Origin of the sequence: Micromonospora chokoriensis, from assembly GCF_000718555.1 — a bacterium.
Classification (GTDB): Bacteria; Actinomycetota; Actinomycetes; order Mycobacteriales; family Micromonosporaceae; genus Micromonospora; species Micromonospora chokoriensis_B.
Genome location: NZ_JOAN01000016.1, coordinates 84,630 through 101,485 on the forward strand (window position 1 = coordinate 84,630; position 16,856 = coordinate 101,485).

The following is a 16,856-nucleotide window of genomic DNA, read 5'->3' on the forward strand; positions in this document are numbered from 1 at the left end:
GCGTCGCACGGACGGCCCGCCGAATCTGTCGGCTGGCCCACTCGCCGGGCCGACCCGCGCGGGCGGCCCGGACCTTGTCGTCCGGGCCGCCCGAGTGGTCGTACGGTCAGCCGCCGAGGCTCGCCGCGGCCGAGGCGATCGACGAGGCGAAGTAGCTCACCTGGGTGTAGACGCCCGGGTAGTTGGGCCGGGCGCAGCCGTTGCCCCAGCTGACGATGCCGACCTGGATCCAGGCGTTGCTGGCGTCGCGGCGGAACATCGGGCCACCCGAGTCACCCTGGCAGGTGTCCGTGCCGCCGCTGGCGTAGCCGGCGCAGATCTCCTGCGCCGGGATGAGGTCGCCACCGTAGTTGGCGTTGCAGGTGGAGTCACTCACGAACGGGACGGTCGCCTTCAACAGGTACCGCTGCTGGGCGCCGCCCTCACGCGCGGCGCCCCAGCCGGCGACGGTGAAGGTGCCGCTGTCGTACGCGGTGGTGGTGGCGATCGGCAGGGTGCTCAGCCCGGTGACCGGGCTGGCCAACCGGATCAGCGCCCAGTCACGGCCGGCGCCGTTGTAGCCGGGAGCACGGTAGACGTAGTTGGACCGGACGGTGATCCGGCTGGACGACTGGAGGTCGACCGCCCCGAGCGTCGCGGTGATGCTGGTGTTGGTGCCGGTCGCGCCCACGCAGTGCGCCGCGGTGAGCACCAGCCGGGCGCTGTACAGCGCCCCGCCGCAGCCCATCGAGAGACGCACCATGAACGGGAACTCGCCCTGCGCGGCGCGGGTACCGCCGACGACGTTCGGCGTCATGGGGTCGTCGGCCGCGGCGGCCGGCGCGGTGAGGGTGAGGCTGGCCGCGGTCACCGCGGCCAACGCGGTGGCCAGCAGGCCAGTGAGGGTACGCCAGCGAACCATGCATTCCTCCGCATCAGGATGGCACGCCTCGTGAGCGCACCCCGTTTCGAGATAGCGGTCATCATATTGAGGCATGTGGATGTTGCGGGTCATCCTCTCTGGGTCGTACCACCGAGACTATGGATCTCGGTCTCACCCGCCCGGCGTGCCGGTGCTCTCTCGTCGGACGAGCCGGAATGGCGTCTGTACGGTCAGCGGCGCCGCGACCTCCGTACCCTCGATGCGGGCGACGAGGCGACGCACCGCGAGCCGGCCGATCTCCTCCTTGTCCGGGGCGATGGTGGTGAGGGTCGGTGAGCTGAACCGTCCCTCTTCGATGTCGTCGATACCGACCACCGCGACGTCCTCGGGCACCCGGCACCCGGCCTCGGCCAGCGCCCGGAAGGCACCGATCGCGATCAGGTCGTTGTAGGCGAACACGGCGTCCGGGGGGTCGTCCAGGGCGAGCAGGTCGCGCATGGTCCGCATGCCCTCGAGCCGGCTGAACTCGTCGGTACGGGCTACCAGCTCGGAGCGGAACGGGAGGCTGTACGAGGCCAGGGCGTCCCGGTAACCGCGCATCCGCAGGTGCGCGGACTGGCGGTCACCGCCGGCCGCTCCGATGAACGCGATCCGGCGGCGGCCGATCTCCACGAGGTGCTGGATCGCCGCCTGACTGGCGGCCACATTGTCGATGGCGATGTGGTCGTGCGGCACGTCGTGGACGCCCTCGCCGATCAGCACGAGCGGGCCGCCGGAGGTGCGGGCCAGCACCTCCTCCCGACCGATCCGCACCGGACTGAGGATCAGGCCGTCGATGATGTGCCGCCGGGAGCCGGCGAGCAGCGCCAGCTCGGTCTCCCGGTCCGCGGCGGTGTTCTCCATGACCAGCGTGTAGCCGAGCCCGGCCGCCTCGGCGATGGCGATCTCGGCGAGCTCGGCGAAGTAGGGGTTGGTCAGCTCCGGGACGGCCAGGGCGATCAGGCCGGTGCGACCTCGGCGCAGGTGCCGGGCCCCAAGGTTGGGGCTGTACCCGAGTTCGTCGATGGCCTGCTGCACCCGCTGCCGGGTCCGCTCCCCCACCGGCCGGTATCCGTTGACCACGTTCGAGACCGTGGCCAGCGAGACGCCGGCGCGTTGGGCGATGTCCTTGAGGTTGACGCCCATCCACCAACCTTTCGCGAAGTCGACAGGCGGGCCGGCAGGGCATTGATGAACAAGCATTGACGGGACACCCGGCGCGGCTCTATAACGTTATACAGGCGATGATGGATGTCAATATGCCGGTCACCCTTGGCGCGTGGAGATCCCACCGACATCCGTCGCTGACGCCCGTCCCTCATCAATGACCACCCGATGCCCACCACCCACGCGCTTCGGGCCTGGCTGCACCGCCCGCGGCGACTCGTCCCCCCGGAGACGGCATGACACGTCACGTCCCCATCCGCCCCGCCCTGCCACTGCTGCTCATCATCGCCCTGGTCGCCGGCCTCCTCGCCGCCCCGTCGGCGTACGCCGCACCGGCCAAGACGCCACCCCTGACCACCCCCTGGACCAGCCAGGCCCTGAACGGCACACCACTGCCGGAGTACCCGCGCCCGCAGATGACCCGGCCGGACTGGCTCAACCTCAACGGCGAGTGGCAGCTACGCCAGTCGACCACCGACGACGCCCCACAGTTCGGCACCAACCTGCCCGAGCGGGTCAACGTGCCCTTCCCGGTGGAGAGCGCCCTCTCCGGCATCCAGCGGGCCGCCAACGACAACCGCAACTACCTGTTCTACCGACGCACCGTCACCATCCCGGCCAACTGGTCGGGTCGGCGAACCCTGCTGCACTTCGGCGCCGTCGACTGGCAGAGCACCGTCTGGGTCAACGGCGTCCGGGTCGGCGCACACACCGGTGGCTACGACGCCTTCACCTTCGACGTGACGCCCCAGCTCACCGCCGGGGCGAACGAGATCGTCGTCAAGGTCTGGGATCCCACCGACACCCGGCAGAACGGCAGCCTGCCCGCCATCGGCAAGCAGACCAAGACGCCGGGCGGAATCTTCTACACGCCCACTTCCGGCATCTGGCAGACGGTGTGGTTGGAGCCGGTCCCCGCCGCCTCGATCAGCAGCGTGGACGTCTACCCCAACCTCGCCAACAACACCCTGCGAGTACGGGTCTTCACCCGGGGCGACGTGAGCGGTCACAGCGTGCTCGCCGAGGCGCTGAACGCAAGCACCGTGGTCGGCTCGGCCACCGGCGGCTTCACCGACTTCAGCGTGCCCGTGCCCAACGCCCGCCGCTGGTCACCCGACGACCCGTTCCTCTACAACCTCCGGGTGACCCTGCGCAACGCCGCAGGTGCCGCCGTGGACCGGACCACGCACTACTTCGGCATGCGGGAGATCACCACCGGCCTGGTCAACGGTGTGCTGCGCCCCAAGCTCAACGGTCAGTTCGTGTTCCAGGTCGGCACCCTCGACCAGGGCTTCTGGCCGGACGGGCTCTACACCGCGCCGACCGACGCCGCCCTCGCCTTCGACCTGCAGAAGCACAAGGACCTGGGCTTCAACATGGTGCGCAAGCACATCAAGGTCGAACCGCAGCGCTGGTTCTACCACGCCGACCGGCTCGGCCTGCTGGTCTGGCAGGACATCCCGTCACTGACCGCGCAGGAGATCGACCCCACCGACGCCCAGCAGGCGCAGTTCGAGGCCGAGGCGCGCGAGATCGTCGACGAGCACCGCAGCTCGCCCGCCGTGATCGCGTACACGCCCTACAACGAGGGCTGGGGCGAGCGATCCCTCGCCGACACCCGGCGGGTCGCGCAGAACATCAAGAACCAGGACCCGACCCGGCTGGTCAATCCGCACAGCGGCCACAACTGCTGCCAGTCTCTCGGCAACCCCGGCAACGGCGACATCGACGACTGGCACGTCTACCTCGGACCGGACTCCCCCGCACCGTCGAGCAGCCGGATCGCGGTGCTCGGTGAGTTCGGCGGCCTGGGCCTACACACGCCGGGCCACGAGTACAGCCCGAGCGGCGGCTTCTTCGCCTACGAATGGCAGACCAGTTCGAGTGCCCTCACCGACCGTTACGTGGGGCTGGTGCAGGGCACCCAGAACCTGATGATCGGCAAGGGGCTCAGCGCCTCGATCTACACCGAGATCACCGACCTGGAGGGTGAGCTGAACGGCTTCCTCACCTACGACCGGCAGGTCGTCAAGATGGACCAGGCGCGGGTCCGCGCCGCCAACACCGCCCTGATCAACGCCTCTAAGACGATCGGCAGTTCGGCGCCCGTCGCCCTGCCGGTCAACACCCGACGGTCGTTGCAGGTGACCACGCCCGGCTACACCAACCGATACCTACGCCACCAGGACAGCCTGGCCTACACCGAGGTGGTCGACGCCGCGAGCCCCAGCCTGCTCAAGGCCGACGCCACGTACACCATCCGGCCCGGCCTCGCCGGCACCGGCTGCTACTCGTTCGAGTCGGTCAACTTCCCCGGTCAGTACCTGCGCCACCAGAACTCCCGGGTCCGCAACTCGCCGGACGACGGCTCAGCGCTCCTGCGCGCCGACGCCACCTGGTGCGCGCGCACGGGGCTGACCGGCACGGGCGTGTCGCTGGAGTCGTACAACTTCCGAGGTAAGTACCTGCGGCACTACAACGCGGAGGTCTGGCTCAGCAACGGCGCCGGCGGCGACGCGTACAACGCGCCGACGTCGTGGACCGCCGACAGCACCTGGAACATCGCCGCCCCGTGGGCGCCCTGACCAGTCAGCTGACCGGACGACGCGAGAGGGCTCCGACCTGGGCCGGAGCCCTCTCGCGACGCGTGACGTTGTCGTGGAGCCCGACGCCTCCCGTCGCTACGCAGGGGTCGGCCATCGGACTTGCGCGTAACTCGTCGTCTCGAAGGTCGTTTCTCCGGCCGTGCGAGAAAGCGGCGAGTTGATTCCACCGGCCGGCGGGCCGGCACCCGGCAAGGACCGAGCCGCAACTTGCATCCGGCCAGGCCCGCTCGTCTGTTGCAACACGCAATTATGCTGAGCAACAAATAGACGAAAACCAATCTTGACTTGCGCGTCCGGCCAGCGCACCGTAAAGAGCAAGAGGCAGATGCGCGCCATTATCGGCTCAACTGAAGTGGACCGCCAAAATGCGGGCGCTGCCGGTTTCGCGCCGCGTGCATCAGGAGGCGTTCCATGCGGTTGAATCCGTTCACCGGGGTCTATCTCACCGATCCGGCAAGCATGTGGCGGCGCATTCTCGACGATCCCGACGGGGTGCACTACGCCGAAGATCTGGGCCTGTGGTTGATCAGCAGGCACGCCCACGTCCGACGAGCCCTCGCCGACGCGGCGACATTCGCCAACGCCCTCACCCTCGCCCCGGTCTACGAGGTGTGCCCACCGGCACTGAACGTCATCATGCAGATCGACGCGCCACCCACGACGGCCGCCGCGGACCCACCGGCACACCCGCGCACCCGCCGCGCCCTCCGGGCGACATTCGCCAACACCGCCGAACGCGTCGAAGCCGATTACGGTGCGATCGTTCGACGTCGGGTCGACCAGCTGGTGTCGCGTCTCGCCGCCCGCCAGGGCGACCAGGTCGACCTGATCCCGGAGTTCGCCACCGAGCTTCCGCTGCTGGTGGTGCTGGACATCCTCGGGGTGCCCGACGCCGACATCGGGCGGATCCGGAGTTGGGCGGACGGCCAGATCGCCCTCATCTGGGGGCAACCGGACCCAGCCGAGCAGGTCCGCCTGGCGCAGGGCCTGCTGGAGTTCTGGCACTACTGCGAGGACCTGGTCCGCCAGCGGGTGGACAGTGGACAGCGGGGCGACGACTTCATCAGCCGCGCCCTGGCCTACCGGGACGACGACGACTCGGTGCTGACGGTGCCCGAGGTGGCGAGCCTGGCCTTCAACCTCCTGGTCGCGGGCCACGAGACCACCGCCGGACTGCTCGCGCACGCCCTCGACCAGGCCCTGTCCACTCCCCAAGGCTGGTCGGCGATCGCCGCGGATCCGGGGCTCGTCCCCGCCTTCGTGGGCGAGACGCTGCGGTTCGCGCCCGCCATCGACGGCTGGCTCCGGGTGACCACTCGGGACGTCACGCTGGGAGCGGTGACGATCCCCGCGGGGGCACGTTGCCTACTGCTGATCGGAGCGGCGAACCGGGACCCCGCGGCGTTCACCGACCCGGACCGGTTCGACCCACACCGGGCCGATGTGGGCAATCACCTGTCGTTCGGCCACGGTCCGCATTTCTGCATCGGTGCGGGCTTGGCGCGGCTTGAGGCCGGGATCGCCCTCACCCGGCTCGCCGAAGCCATTCCCGGCCTCCGGCTGTCACCGGAGCAACATCGCTCGTACAAACCCAATGTCGCGTTTCGCGCGCACCACACGCTGCTGGCGATAATCGATATCCCGGACCCCGTCGCACGGGATGGAGCAACGGCCGAAGTCCACGCCGTCTGAGCGCGCGCGGGCGCCGACGGCGCTGACCTGCGGACGGGTCGAGTGCGGGGTGCGGCGGCGAGGCCTGCCCCACCCCGCCCACCCCGGCGCCGGCAAGGGCTCTGGCACGCACCTTTCCTGCTTTGCCCGACGATCCATGTCGACGAACGTCTTCACACCCATCGCGTTCTGGGTTAAGAATTGCCCTCTATGAATGTTCGGCTCATCGGCCAATCTCGATCTGATCCCTGCCGCTGAATGTCCGTTCCACGAAGGTGAGCGCATGGAGCACACGTCCCCGTCGAGCTCGGCGCACTCTGCGGCCAGTCAGCGGTTCCGATGGGAGTTGCGCAGCTGTCGCGTTCAACGTGGCCTGACCCAGCGGGCCCTGGCGGATCTGGTGCGGTTCAGCCGGGAGACGGTCGCGGCGGTCGAGTCGGGTCGCCGGTTCGGCAGCCACGAGTTCGCGCTGCGCTGCGACGACGTACTCGACACCGGCGGCCGGCTGGCCGCGCTGTGGCCGCAGGTCGCGGCCGAGCAGTTGGCCGCCGACGGTCGCCGGGGCCCACGCGCTCCAGAACCGGTCCGGGCGGATCGGCCGGTGCCGCGTCAGCGTGGCCGGCGGGACGCGCGCGATCCGGGCGCCGTGGTCGACGCGATCGACGAGCTGCGTGAACTGATCGGCCAGGTGCTCAACGGCCCATCCGAACCAGACGCCCCACAGCGGCGACACTCGCCGGCCAGATCCATCGACGACCAGCGCTGATCCGACGACTCCGGGACGATCTCGCGGCGTCACCGGTCGCTGACGTTGGGTACAGATGCTGGTACGGGCAGTTTGTACCACGGCCAGGTCTGGTCTACGAGCGCGGCTTCCGGCCGAATGGGACTTGCATTCGGCAACGTGCGGATAGACCGTCATCGACGAGTCGTGGGAGTCAATCTTGGCGTCGAGCACCAGGTCCCACGCGGCCAGACCCTACCCGACCCGGCGACGCGGTTGGAAGATAGCCGGCCGGATGCGCCTCATCGTCGCGGCTCCCCTCGTCGCCGTGATCGGCTTCGCCGGTCTCGCGCTCACCGAGAGCGCACGTCAGACAGCTCGTGCCAGTGACCTGCGGATTCTGGCGCAGGTCGGTGCCGAGGCCGGCGACCTGGCCTATCGGCTGCAACGCGAACGCATCGCCGCCGCCGATCTGCTCACCTACGCCCGGCCGGAGCAGCAGGACGCCTTCGGCGCGGAGATGACCGCCACCGACGACGCCGTCGCCCGCTACCGCGAGCAGCGCGACCGGCTGTCCGCCGACAACGACGCCAACCAGGCTCTCCTGCGGCGCATCGACGCGGCCCTGGACGGCCTCGCCCCGCTGCGCACCCAGGTGCGCACGGCGACGCACGCGTCGGTGTCGGCGATGACCTTCAGCTACCGCATCGCGATCGCCGACCTGATCAGCTTCCGGGAGAACGTCTCGCACGGTGTGGTGGACGCCCGACTCGCCGACGGGATCAGGGCTTCGGCAGCGCTGTCGAAGACCGCCGAGGCCATCGGTCAGCAGCAGGTGGCCGTGCTGCGCACCGTCGCAGGCGGCGAGCTGACGCCGGCCATGCAGCAGGACATCACCGCTGCCCGCACCAGCTACACCGAGTCGAGCCTGTCGTTTCTGGCCCTGGCCCCGCCCGAGTGGAGCATCTGGTGGGAGCAGGCCGGCACCGGCAAGGAGGCGCTCACCCTGCAACGGATGCAGGACGAGGTGTCCCGGGCCCAGCCAGGGTCGCGATTGCAGCTGGAGACCGCCGCCTGGGTGTCCACCACGCAGACGCGCGCCGCCCGCCTGGCCGACCTGCGCGCCCGGGTCGACGACGCGGTCCGCGACGACGTGCGGGCCGCGCACGCCGACCAGCGCCGCCGGGCCGTGGCCGAGGCGGTGGGCGTCCTCCTGGCCCTGCTCCTGACCGCGCTGGTGACCTGGGCCGTCGCGCGGCAGATCACCCGGCGACTACGCCGCCTACGGGACGCCGCCAACACCGTGGCATTCGAACAGCTCCCCGCCGTGGTGGCCCAGCTCCAGCAGCCCGGCAGCGCCACCGTCGACCCGCAGAAGTTGGCCCAGGAGTCCAGCGCCGCTCTCGAGGCGTCAAGCGACGACGAGATCGGTGAGCTGGGCCAGGCGTTCAGCGCCGTGCACCAGGCCGCCGTGCGGACCGCCGCCGAACAGGCCGTCATGCGCGCCAACACCGCTGACATCTTCATCCACCTGAGCCGACGCGAACAGCGGCTCGTTGACGCCGTCCTGGCCCAGGTCGACCTGGTCGAGCGGGACGAGACCGACCCCGACCGGCTCGACCAGCTCTACACACTGGACAACCTGGCCACCCGGATGGGCCGGATCAACGCCAGCCTGCTGGTGCTCGGCGGCGTCGGCGTCGGCCGCGTACGACAGCGCGACGTCCCGCTGCAACAGGTGCTCCAGGCGGCGCTGTCCCAGATCGAGCACTACGCGCGGGTCCGGCTCGGCATGATCGACGGGGATGTCGCGGTGGCCGCCAAGACCGTCGACGAGGTCGTGCACCTGCTCGCCGAACTCATGGACAACGCCACGACGTACTCGCCGCCGGGCAGCGAGACATGGGTGAGCGGCCGGAGCCTGGGTGACCGCGTCATCGTCCAGATCAGCGACGAGGGTGTCGGGCTGTCCCCGCAGCGGATGCAGCAGCTCAACGAGCTGCTGGCCCGCCCGCCGGCCATCGACGTGGCCGCCGTCCGGGCGATGGGGCTGGTCGTCGTCGGCCAGCTCGCGGCCCGGCTGGGCGTCACCGTCCAACTGCGACGCGGTCCCCGACGCGGCATCCTCGCCGAGGCGACCCTTCCTGCGGCGATCATCCGGTCGCTGCCACCGGAGGAGTACCTGCTCGCACCCGGCCGGTTGTCGCGGCGGGCAGCGCGGACGCCCAACCCACCGCCGCCGTACCAGCCGCGCCTTGAACCCAGCGCCGGACGCCCTCCGGCGGAGCGGACCCTGCCGGCGGCGCCGGTGTTCCGACCGGCTCCCCCACCCCCGGACACCGGTGACGCGCCCACCGAGGAGCTCCTCATCTTCGAACAGGTCAACCACTGGTTCCAGACCGACGTCGTCGACGGCCAGAACGGCCAGAACGGTCACCAGTGGTCCAGCCCCGCCGACGACGCCTGGCGTACCGCCGCCCAGGCGCAGACCCCCGAGGTCGCCACGACCACCAACTCCGGCCTGCCCAAACGGCAGCCGCAACGGCACCTCGTGCCCGGCGGCGTGAGCGTGCCCCAGCAGCAGCAACGGTCCGAGTACCGCGACCCGGCGCAGGTGGCGACCGCGATGGCCGCGTACGCGCGGGGCGTGGCGAACCGACGGCGCACCCCGATCAACCTCGGTAACAAATGACGCGACAGGAGAGCACGTGACCGACCAACAGGATCTCGGCTGGCTGCTGGACAACTTCGCGGCGCGCGCGACCGAGGTCAGCCACGCGATCGCCATCTCCAGCGACGGCCTGATGGTGGCCGCCACCCGCGACCTGCCGCCGGACCGGGCCGACCAGTTGGCCGCCACGGGCAGCGGCCTCGTCAGTCTGCTGCGCGGGGCGGCGGCCTTCTTCGACGCCGGCGCGGTGATCTCCAACGTCACGCAGCTCGAGGGCGGGTTCATGTTCTCGATGGCCTTCAACGACGGCGCCTCGCTGCTGGTGCTCGCCGCCCCCGAGTGCGACGTCGGCAAGGTCTCCTACGAGATGACCGAGCTGGCCAACCGTATCGGGGACGCCCTGACCCCCGCTGCCCGAGCGGCACTCGCCCGCAGCCGCTGACAACGCCGGCGCCCCCACGCCGGAGACCCCTTCCCCTTCCCCTGGAGTAAGAGATGCCTCTCACCACCCCTTGGCGCAGCCGTGCCCTCACCGCCGCGCTGCTCGCGGCCGTGCTGACCACAAGCACTGCCTGCGGCGACGACGCTCCGGGCACGAGCGCCGGTGGCTCGATAAAGATCGGCCTGCTCGCGTCGCTGTCCGGGACGTACCAGGCGGTCGGTACGGAGATCCGCGACGGCTTCCAGCTCTACCTGGACACCCACGACGGCAAACTCGGCGGTCGGAAGGTCGACCTCATCGTCGCGGACGAGGGTAACGGCGCCCAGACCGCGGTCCCGGCGGCGACCAAACTGCTCAAGCAGGACCGGGTCTCCGCGCTCACCGGCATCGTCGGTGGCGGCTCGGTCGCCGGAGTCACCCCGCTGCTCAACGAGACCAAGGTGCCCCTCGTCGGCTCCAACGGCCGGCCGGAGCTCAAGGACGTCTCCCGGGTCTGGCACACGTCGTACCTCTCCGACGAGCCCGGGGCCGCGATCGCCCAGCACGTGCGCGACAACGTGAAGGGCTCCGTGTACGCGATCGGCCCGGATTACCAGGGCGGTTGGGACGAGCTGCGCGGTTTCACCGACGCGTTTGGGAAGATCGGCGGAAAGCTCGCGAACGCCGACGGCAAGACGACCTTCACGCCGTTCCCGGCCACCACCAACTTCCTCCCGTACTTCGCCCGGATCAAGGCCTCGGGCGCGGCGGCGGTCTACACCTTCTACGCCGGTAGCGCCGCCGTCGACTTCGTCAAGCAGTACGCGCAGTCCGAGATCAAGGACGTCCCGTTGTACGCGGCCGGGTTCCTCACCGAGGGCGGCGTGCTCAACGCGCAGGGCGATGCTGCCCGGGACATCTACTCGGTGCTCAACTACTCACCTGACCTCGACAACGCGGAGAACCGCGCCTTCGTGGCGGCGTGGAAGGCCAAGCACGACGGTTCACCGACGACCTACGCGCTCGCCTCGTACGACGCGGCGGCGGTGCTGGACCGGGCGATCGGCGCCGCCGGAAGCGACCCGACCCCCGAGGCCATCAACACGGCCATCGGCCAACTCGGCCAGATCGTGAGCCCGCGCGGCACCTGGCAGTTCTCCACCGCCACACACTCTCCAGTGCAGAAGTGGTATCTGCGGCAGGTCCGCCAGGACGGCCGGGCGCTGTCCAACACCGTCGTGGGTGACCTCGCGACCGTCGGCCGGTGATAGCGGTGGCGGCCGGCACGAACCGGATCGACCCGTACCTGATTCCGGCGTTGGACGGGGTCGCCTACGGGCTGCTCGTGTTCGTCGCCGCGTCGGGCCTGGTCTTCTGTTTCGGCGTCGCCAACATCCTCAACCTGGCGCACGGCCTGCTCTACGCGATCGGCGGGTACACCGCCGCGGCGCTGCTCGACGGCGGCTGGGCGAGTCTGGCGTTGGCGCTGGCGGTCGGTGTGCTGGCCGCCGCCGCGGCGGGGGTGCTCCTGGCCGGTCTGCTCACACCGGTCGCCACCGGCAATCACCTTAGTCAGGCCCTGCTGACGTTCGGCGTGGCACTGGCCGGCGGCAGTCTGCTCGTCGCCGGCTTCGGGCCGGACGACCCGCAGGTCCAGGTGCCCGCCGCCCTGGAGGGGTCGGTGCTGGTCGCCGGGCACCGCTACGCCGCGTACCGGCTGGTCTTCATCGGCGTGGCCGCGGTGCTCGCCGCCGCGCTCTACCTGGTGGTGCGACGCACCCGGGCCGGGATGTTGGTCCGGGCAGCCGTCGACGACCCGGAGATGGTCGCCTGTCTGGGCGTGAGTCCCGCGCGGATCCGGGCCGGTGTGCTCGCCGCCGCCGGTGCGCTGGCCGGCGCGGCCGGGGTTCTGGGCGCACCCATCCTCGGCCCCGGCACGGACACCGCCGACACCGTGCTGCTGCTGTCCCTGGTGGTCGTCGTCCTCGGTGGACTCGGGTCGATGGCCGGCACCCTGCTGGCCGCGCTCGCGATCGGCGAGATCCAGACGCTCGGGGTGGCGTTGCTGCCGTCCGCCGCACCGTTTCTGCTGTTCGCCGCCATGGCGGCCGTGCTCGCGGTACGGGCACGCGGCCTGGCCGGCAGATGGAGGACGGCATGAGGGACGAGGTGATCCGACGGGCGCGGGGCGGCGTCGCCGCGCTCGTCCTGGTCGGCCTGGTCGTGGCGCCCTGGGTGGTCGACGAATACACCACGGCGATCCTCGCCCGGACGCTGGCGCTGGCCCTGGTCGGGGTGAGCGTGGCCCTGCTCACCGGGGTCGCCGGCATGCCCACCCTCGGCCAGACCGCACCGTACGCGGCGGGCGCCTACGCCTGCGCCGTGGTCGGCAGCCGAATCTCCGACGTCGGGGTGGTGCAGCTCGTCGTCGCGGCGGGCGCCGGGGCGCTGCTGGCCGCGCTCACCGTGCCGCTCGTCGTGCACGCCCGAGGGGTGATCGTCCTGATGATCACCCTGGCCATCGGCGAACTCGTCGTCATCATCCTCGGCCGGTGGCGGTCGGTGACCGGTGGCACGGACGGGTTGGCCGGCATCCCCGCGGTCCGCCCGTTCTGGGGGCTCCCGCCCCTGGCCAGTGATCAGGCCCGCTACCTGTACGCCCTGGTCGTCGTGGCCACGCTTGTCGGCGCGGTGCTGGTGCTGCTGCGTACCCGGGCCGGGCTGGTGCTGCGAGCCGGCCGCGACGACGAGGCGCGGCTGCGTGCCAGCGGTCATCGGGTGGCGCTGCACCTGACCGGCGCGCACATCGCCGCCGGGGCGATAGCCGGTGCCGCCGGTTCGCTCCTGGTCGTCGCCCAGCAGTACATCTCCCCCGCCGATTTCGGTTTCGACACGTCCGCGCTGCTGCTGCTCGGCGTCGTCATCGGTGGCACCGCCTCGGTGGGAGGGGCCCTGGTCGGCGCGGCGTTGGTCATCGCCGTTCGGGACTGGCTGTTCGGGGTGCTGCCCGGCCACGCGCCGCTGGTGCTGGGCGCGCTGTTCGTGGCGACCGTCTACCTGCTGCCCACCGGCGTCAACCGGGCCCGGGGCAGGCTGCGCCCGCCGAGCGCCCCGGCGCACCAACCGGACCCGCCCGTCGCCCAGGATCAGGCCACCGTCGCGGAGCTGCACCGATGACCGGCCTGCTCGAAGCCCAGGATGTCCGCGTCAGGTACGGCTCGCTCGCCGCGCTCGACGGGGTGGACCTGTGCATCCACGACGGCCAGCGGCACGCGCTCATCGGCCCGAACGGGGCCGGCAAGACGACCCTGCTCAACGTGCTCGGCGGGTCCACCAAGCCGCAACGTGGCACGGTGCGGTTCGACGGCCGGGACGTCGGTCGGCTCGGGCCGGCGGCGCGGGCACGCCGGGGCATCAACCGCATCCACCAACGACCCGCGGTATTTCCGACGCTCACCGCGACGGAGAACGTCGTGGTGGCCGCGCTGCCGCGGGTCATCAGTCGTCGCGGGTGGTGGCCGGGCGGACGCCGACGCGCCGCACAACACCAGGCGGGCCCGCTGCTGGATCAGATGGGTCTCACCGCCGTCGCGGCGGAGCCTGCCGGGCACCTCGCGCACGGGCAACGACGCCAGTTGGAGATCGCCATGGCGCTGGCCGGTCGCCCCCGCCTGCTACTCCTCGACGAACCGGCGGCCGGGCTGTCCGCCATCGAGGTCGGCCGGCTGGTCGAGTTGCTCCAGGCGCTGCCCAGAGCGGTCGCCGTGCTACTTGTCGAACATCGACTGGATCTGGTGTACGCCCTCTCCGACACGGTCACCGTGCTGCGGGACGGTCGGACGTTGGCCGCCGGCACACCGGACGAGATCCGTACCTCGCCGCTGGTGCGGCAGGCCTACGCCGAGGGGGTGGCCTGATGTTGACTGTGGATCGCCTCAGCGCCGGCTACGCCGGGGGGATCGTCCTGCACGAGGTCAGCCTGCGGGTACGCCCCGGCAGCATCCAGGCCGTGGTGGGCCGCAATGGGGCGGGCAAGAGCACGCTCGTGCACACGATCGCCGGGCTGGTGCGAGCCTCCAGCGGTCGCATCGAGATCGGCGGCGTGCACGTGGCCGGCCGACAACCGCATCGCATCGCCCAATCCGGCGTCGGCCTCGTCCCGCAGGGCCGACGGGTCTTCTCCCGGTTGACCGTGGCCGAGCACCTGCACCTGGCGGCCGCGCCGTGGCGGGCACCGACCTCCGGCGGCGAGGGCTGGACGGTCGCCCGGACCCTGGACCTGCTGCCGAGACTGGCGGCGCGGTTGCGGCACCGCGGCTGCGAACTCTCCGGCGGTGAGCAGCAGATGCTGGCGATAGCCCGTGCGCTGCTCGGCCAACCCCGGGTGCTGCTGCTCGACGAACCGTGCGAGGGCCTCTCGCCGGACCTGGCGGCGCGGGTCCGTGAACTCGTCAACGGTCTCGCCGCCGACGGCCTGACCGTGCTGCTCGTGGAGCAGCAACTCCAGCATGCGATGGAGATCGCGGACCGGGTGGCGGTGCTGGAGTACGGCCGGGTCGTCTACGACCGACCGACCGCGGAGGCTCGCCGCGATCCGGCCCCACTGGCGGCGATGTTGAGCGTCGCCGCCGTCGCCCAGCCCTCGGTCAACCGATCAACCCCTCGGCTCTGGGCCGACACCCCGTAGTCACCCGACCCTTCTCGAGTCACCCGACCCTTCTTGGAGAGGTAGACACCGATGACGACCGCGACGAGCGATGACACGTACACCTTCGACAACGGCGCACCGGACGCCGTTCCCCAGATGCACGCGCTGGAGTCCTTCCTGGACCCGATCACGACGCGCCGGCTGGCCCGCCCGGTGCTGCAACCGGGTGCTACCTGCTGGGAGGTCGGCGCGGGTGGCGGCTCGATGGCTCGGCGGATCGCCCGCGCGGTCGGCGACGACGGTCACGTGCTGGCCACCGACATCGACCCCACGCACCTCGTGGCAGAGGGCAACCTGCACGTACGCCGCCACGACGTCCGCACCGACCCGCCGCCCGGGGACGCGTTCGACCTGATCCACGCCCGGCTGGTGCTGCTGCACCTCCCCGATCGACGGCGGGTGCTTCGCACGCTCACCGGCGCGCTGGCACCCGGCGGGTGGCTGGTGGTCGAGGAGTTCGACTGCACCGCGCCGCCGCGGGTCCTGACCGCGCCGACTGACGACGCCGCGAAGCTCTTCGCGCAGGTCATGGACGCCATGATGGGTGTACTGGAAGACCACGGTGCCGACCTTGCGTGGGCGCAGGACGTGCACACCGAGATGGCCTTCGCCGGCCTGACCGACCTGGACACCATCACCCACTCGCAGAGCTGGGCCGGTGGGTCGACCGGCACGTCGCTCTATGAGACCAACTCCCGCCAGTTGGAACCGGGCCTGCTGGCGGCGGGGCTGTCACTCAGTCAACTGAACGCCTTCCGGCGGCTGGTCCGTGATCCTGGGTTCGCCGTCATGTCGTACCACTTTGTCTCCACGCGGGGTCGCCTACCGAGCTGAGCAGGTGGACCGCCGCGCGCAGCGCGGTCGCGCCGTCCGTACCTCTCCCACCGCAGCACCCCCCGCTGCGCTCCGGACAGCTCTACGAAGGCGTCGACCGCACCGGCCGGGCTCCCCGCAAGGGAGCCCGGCCGGTCTGTGCCCGTGGTGCCTGGCACCCCGATAACGGTGCAGGCGGTACGTACCGCACCTGCGCCGGCTGTATGAACAGCGGGTCACTGACGGTCAGCGTCCCGACCCGGTGCTGCACTGCCCAGCCGATGACGGTCTTCGCGGCCTCGTGCCCGGCCTGCCGTACCCGGCGCCGATGCCGCCCCTCCATCAGCCGAGCCCGCCGGCGGGTCTTGCGCCACCGCCGCGAACCCCGCTGGCCCCTCTTCGGCGCACGGGCGGCGGTCGCCCGGCGGCGGCCTTTCGTGTCGGCTAGGTGCTGACGGTGCTCGGCGCGGATCGCCCGCCCGGACACCAGCGTCACTGACCGCACCGCATCATCAGGGTAGGGAACCGCCCGGTCCAGGCGCACCACCAGCGGCGGGCTCCCGGCCGTGGGGAGCCGACCGCCCGGATGAGTCGAGACGCGGTCAGGCAGAGTTCGCCTCGTTCCTGTCAGAATGCTCGGGTGATCGTCAGACTTGCGGAAGAGCAAGACTTCCACGGCTTCCTTGGCCTGGCGGCCCAGGTCGAGTGCTGGTTCGGCCCGATGGTCGAGGATCGCGGCTTCCATGACGCTGTGCGCAAGCACATTCGTCGGTCCACAGCGCTCGTTGCTGTCTCCTCTGGGCCTGATCTCCTCGGTGGGTTGATGTTCGCGGCACAGGCCCCGACCCACAACGTCCGCTGGATTGTCGTAGCTGAGCAGTCACGCGGGAAGGGTGTTGGTCGTGCACTAATGGCAGAGGCGATGGGCAGGTTTGTGCGGGGCTCAGGCTCCGTCGAAGTGGTCACCTTTGGCGCCGATCACCCGGGCGCCCGTGTCAGCGGTGCGCGTGCCTTCTACGAACGCCTTGGTTTCACCCCTGCCGAGGCCGTCGATCCCGGTCCGGAGGGCGGTTCCCGGCAGGTCTTTCGCCTGGCCGTCACCTGATCTATCCGACGGTGGTCCAGGCGACGAACTGTGCCGGAGGGTCCGACCGGGCCTGGAGGAGACGATACG

At 70.8% G+C, this 16,856-nt stretch carries 14 protein-coding genes; 12 read left to right on the top strand and 2 right to left on the bottom strand.

The genetic code is table 11. The features are described 5' to 3' along the window. Positions 1 to 106: 106 nt before the first annotated feature. Positions 107 to 901 (bottom strand): S1 family peptidase, encoded by a 795-nt coding sequence (locus IF46_RS0122130; protein WP_030490274.1) that lies wholly within the window; start codon positions 899 to 901, stop codon positions 107 to 109. A gap of 132 nt (positions 902 to 1,033) precedes the next feature. Next, the gene (locus tag IF46_RS0122135; RefSeq protein WP_030490275.1) at positions 1,034 to 2,047 is read right to left on the bottom strand and encodes a LacI family DNA-binding transcriptional regulator; all 1,014 of its coding nucleotides are present in this window, start codon (positions 2,045 to 2,047) and stop codon (positions 1,034 to 1,036) included. Positions 2,048 to 2,304: 257 nt separating this feature from the next. On the opposite strand from IF46_RS0122135, the gene IF46_RS0122140 reads away from it, so the two are divergent. The 12 genes from IF46_RS0122140 to IF46_RS0122190 all read left to right on the top strand — a co-directional run bounded on the left by IF46_RS0122140 (position 2,305) and on the right by IF46_RS0122190 (position 16,787). Further along, positions 2,305 to 4,653: an AbfB domain-containing protein gene (locus tag IF46_RS0122140; RefSeq protein ID WP_198041503.1), complete on the top strand. Its 2,349-nt coding sequence runs from the start codon at positions 2,305 to 2,307 to the stop codon at positions 4,651 to 4,653. Between the two features lie 432 nt (positions 4,654 to 5,085). Beyond that, positions 5,086 to 6,366, top strand: coding sequence for a cytochrome P450 (locus IF46_RS0122145; RefSeq protein WP_030490277.1), 1,281 nt, complete (start codon positions 5,086 to 5,088; stop codon positions 6,364 to 6,366). A gap of 262 nt (positions 6,367 to 6,628) precedes the next feature. Continuing rightward, on the top strand, positions 6,629 to 7,111 hold the full coding sequence (locus tag IF46_RS0122150; RefSeq protein WP_030490278.1) for a helix-turn-helix transcriptional regulator: 483 nt from the start codon (positions 6,629 to 6,631) through the stop codon (positions 7,109 to 7,111). Between the two features lie 253 nt (positions 7,112 to 7,364). Further along, complete coding sequence (locus IF46_RS0122155) at positions 7,365 to 9,761, top strand: nitrate- and nitrite sensing domain-containing protein (RefSeq protein ID WP_051724074.1); 2,397 nt, start codon at positions 7,365 to 7,367, stop codon at positions 9,759 to 9,761. Between the two features lie 16 nt (positions 9,762 to 9,777). Continuing rightward, positions 9,778 to 10,182 (top strand): roadblock/LC7 domain-containing protein, encoded by a 405-nt coding sequence (locus IF46_RS0122160; protein ID WP_030490280.1) that lies wholly within the window; start codon positions 9,778 to 9,780, stop codon positions 10,180 to 10,182. Between the two features lie 53 nt (positions 10,183 to 10,235). Next, positions 10,236 to 11,429, top strand: coding sequence for an ABC transporter substrate-binding protein (locus tag IF46_RS0122165; RefSeq protein WP_030490281.1), 1,194 nt, complete (start codon positions 10,236 to 10,238; stop codon positions 11,427 to 11,429). Next, a complete protein-coding gene (locus tag IF46_RS33915; RefSeq protein ID WP_084597996.1) occupies positions 11,426 to 12,322 on the top strand; it encodes a branched-chain amino acid ABC transporter permease in 897 nt (298 codons plus the stop codon). Before IF46_RS0122165 ends, IF46_RS33915 begins: the two co-directional genes overlap by 4 nt. Next, positions 12,319 to 13,338, top strand: coding sequence for a branched-chain amino acid ABC transporter permease (locus IF46_RS33920; protein WP_198041504.1), 1,020 nt, complete (start codon positions 12,319 to 12,321; stop codon positions 13,336 to 13,338). Before IF46_RS33915 ends, IF46_RS33920 begins: the two co-directional genes overlap by 4 nt. After that, entirely contained in the window at positions 13,335 to 14,078 is a 744-nt protein-coding gene (locus tag IF46_RS0122175) for an ABC transporter ATP-binding protein (protein ID WP_030490282.1), read from the top strand. The genes IF46_RS33920 and IF46_RS0122175 overlap by 4 nt, the downstream gene beginning before the upstream one ends. Next, positions 14,078 to 14,848: an ABC transporter ATP-binding protein gene (locus IF46_RS0122180; RefSeq protein ID WP_030490283.1), complete on the top strand. Its 771-nt coding sequence runs from the start codon at positions 14,078 to 14,080 to the stop codon at positions 14,846 to 14,848. Before IF46_RS0122175 ends, IF46_RS0122180 begins: the two co-directional genes overlap by 1 nt. 51 nt (positions 14,849 to 14,899) lie before the next feature. Continuing rightward, positions 14,900 to 15,703: a class I SAM-dependent methyltransferase gene (locus IF46_RS0122185; protein ID WP_030490284.1), complete on the top strand. Its 804-nt coding sequence runs from the start codon at positions 14,900 to 14,902 to the stop codon at positions 15,701 to 15,703. Between the two features lie 619 nt (positions 15,704 to 16,322). Further along, complete coding sequence (locus IF46_RS0122190; protein ID WP_030490285.1) at positions 16,323 to 16,787, top strand: GNAT family N-acetyltransferase; 465 nt, start codon at positions 16,323 to 16,325, stop codon at positions 16,785 to 16,787. The last annotated feature ends 69 nt before the right edge of the window (positions 16,788 to 16,856 follow it).

Bases quoted from the DNA above. Each gene is read 5' to 3' on its own strand.
- IF46_RS0122130 (WP_030490274.1), bottom strand. From the start codon at position 901: ATGGTTCGCTGGCGTACCCTCACTGGCCTGCTGGCCACCGCGTTGGCC.
- IF46_RS0122135 (WP_030490275.1), bottom strand. From the start codon at position 2,047: ATGGGCGTCAACCTCAAGGACATCGCCCAACGCGCCGGCGTCTCGCTG.
- IF46_RS0122140 (WP_198041503.1), top strand. From the start codon at position 2,305: ATGACACGTCACGTCCCCATCCGCCCCGCCCTGCCACTGCTGCTCATC.
- IF46_RS0122145 (WP_030490277.1), top strand. From the start codon at position 5,086: ATGCGGTTGAATCCGTTCACCGGGGTCTATCTCACCGATCCGGCAAGC.
- IF46_RS0122150 (WP_030490278.1), top strand. From the start codon at position 6,629: ATGGAGCACACGTCCCCGTCGAGCTCGGCGCACTCTGCGGCCAGTCAG.
- IF46_RS0122155 (WP_051724074.1), top strand. From the start codon at position 7,365: ATGCGCCTCATCGTCGCGGCTCCCCTCGTCGCCGTGATCGGCTTCGCC.
- IF46_RS0122165 (WP_030490281.1), top strand. From the start codon at position 10,236: ATGCCTCTCACCACCCCTTGGCGCAGCCGTGCCCTCACCGCCGCGCTG.
- IF46_RS33920 (WP_198041504.1), top strand. From the start codon at position 12,319: ATGAGGGACGAGGTGATCCGACGGGCGCGGGGCGGCGTCGCCGCGCTC.
- IF46_RS0122175 (WP_030490282.1), top strand. From the start codon at position 13,335: ATGACCGGCCTGCTCGAAGCCCAGGATGTCCGCGTCAGGTACGGCTCG.
- IF46_RS0122180 (WP_030490283.1), top strand. From the start codon at position 14,078: ATGTTGACTGTGGATCGCCTCAGCGCCGGCTACGCCGGGGGGATCGTC.
- IF46_RS0122185 (WP_030490284.1), top strand. From the start codon at position 14,900: ATGACGACCGCGACGAGCGATGACACGTACACCTTCGACAACGGCGCA.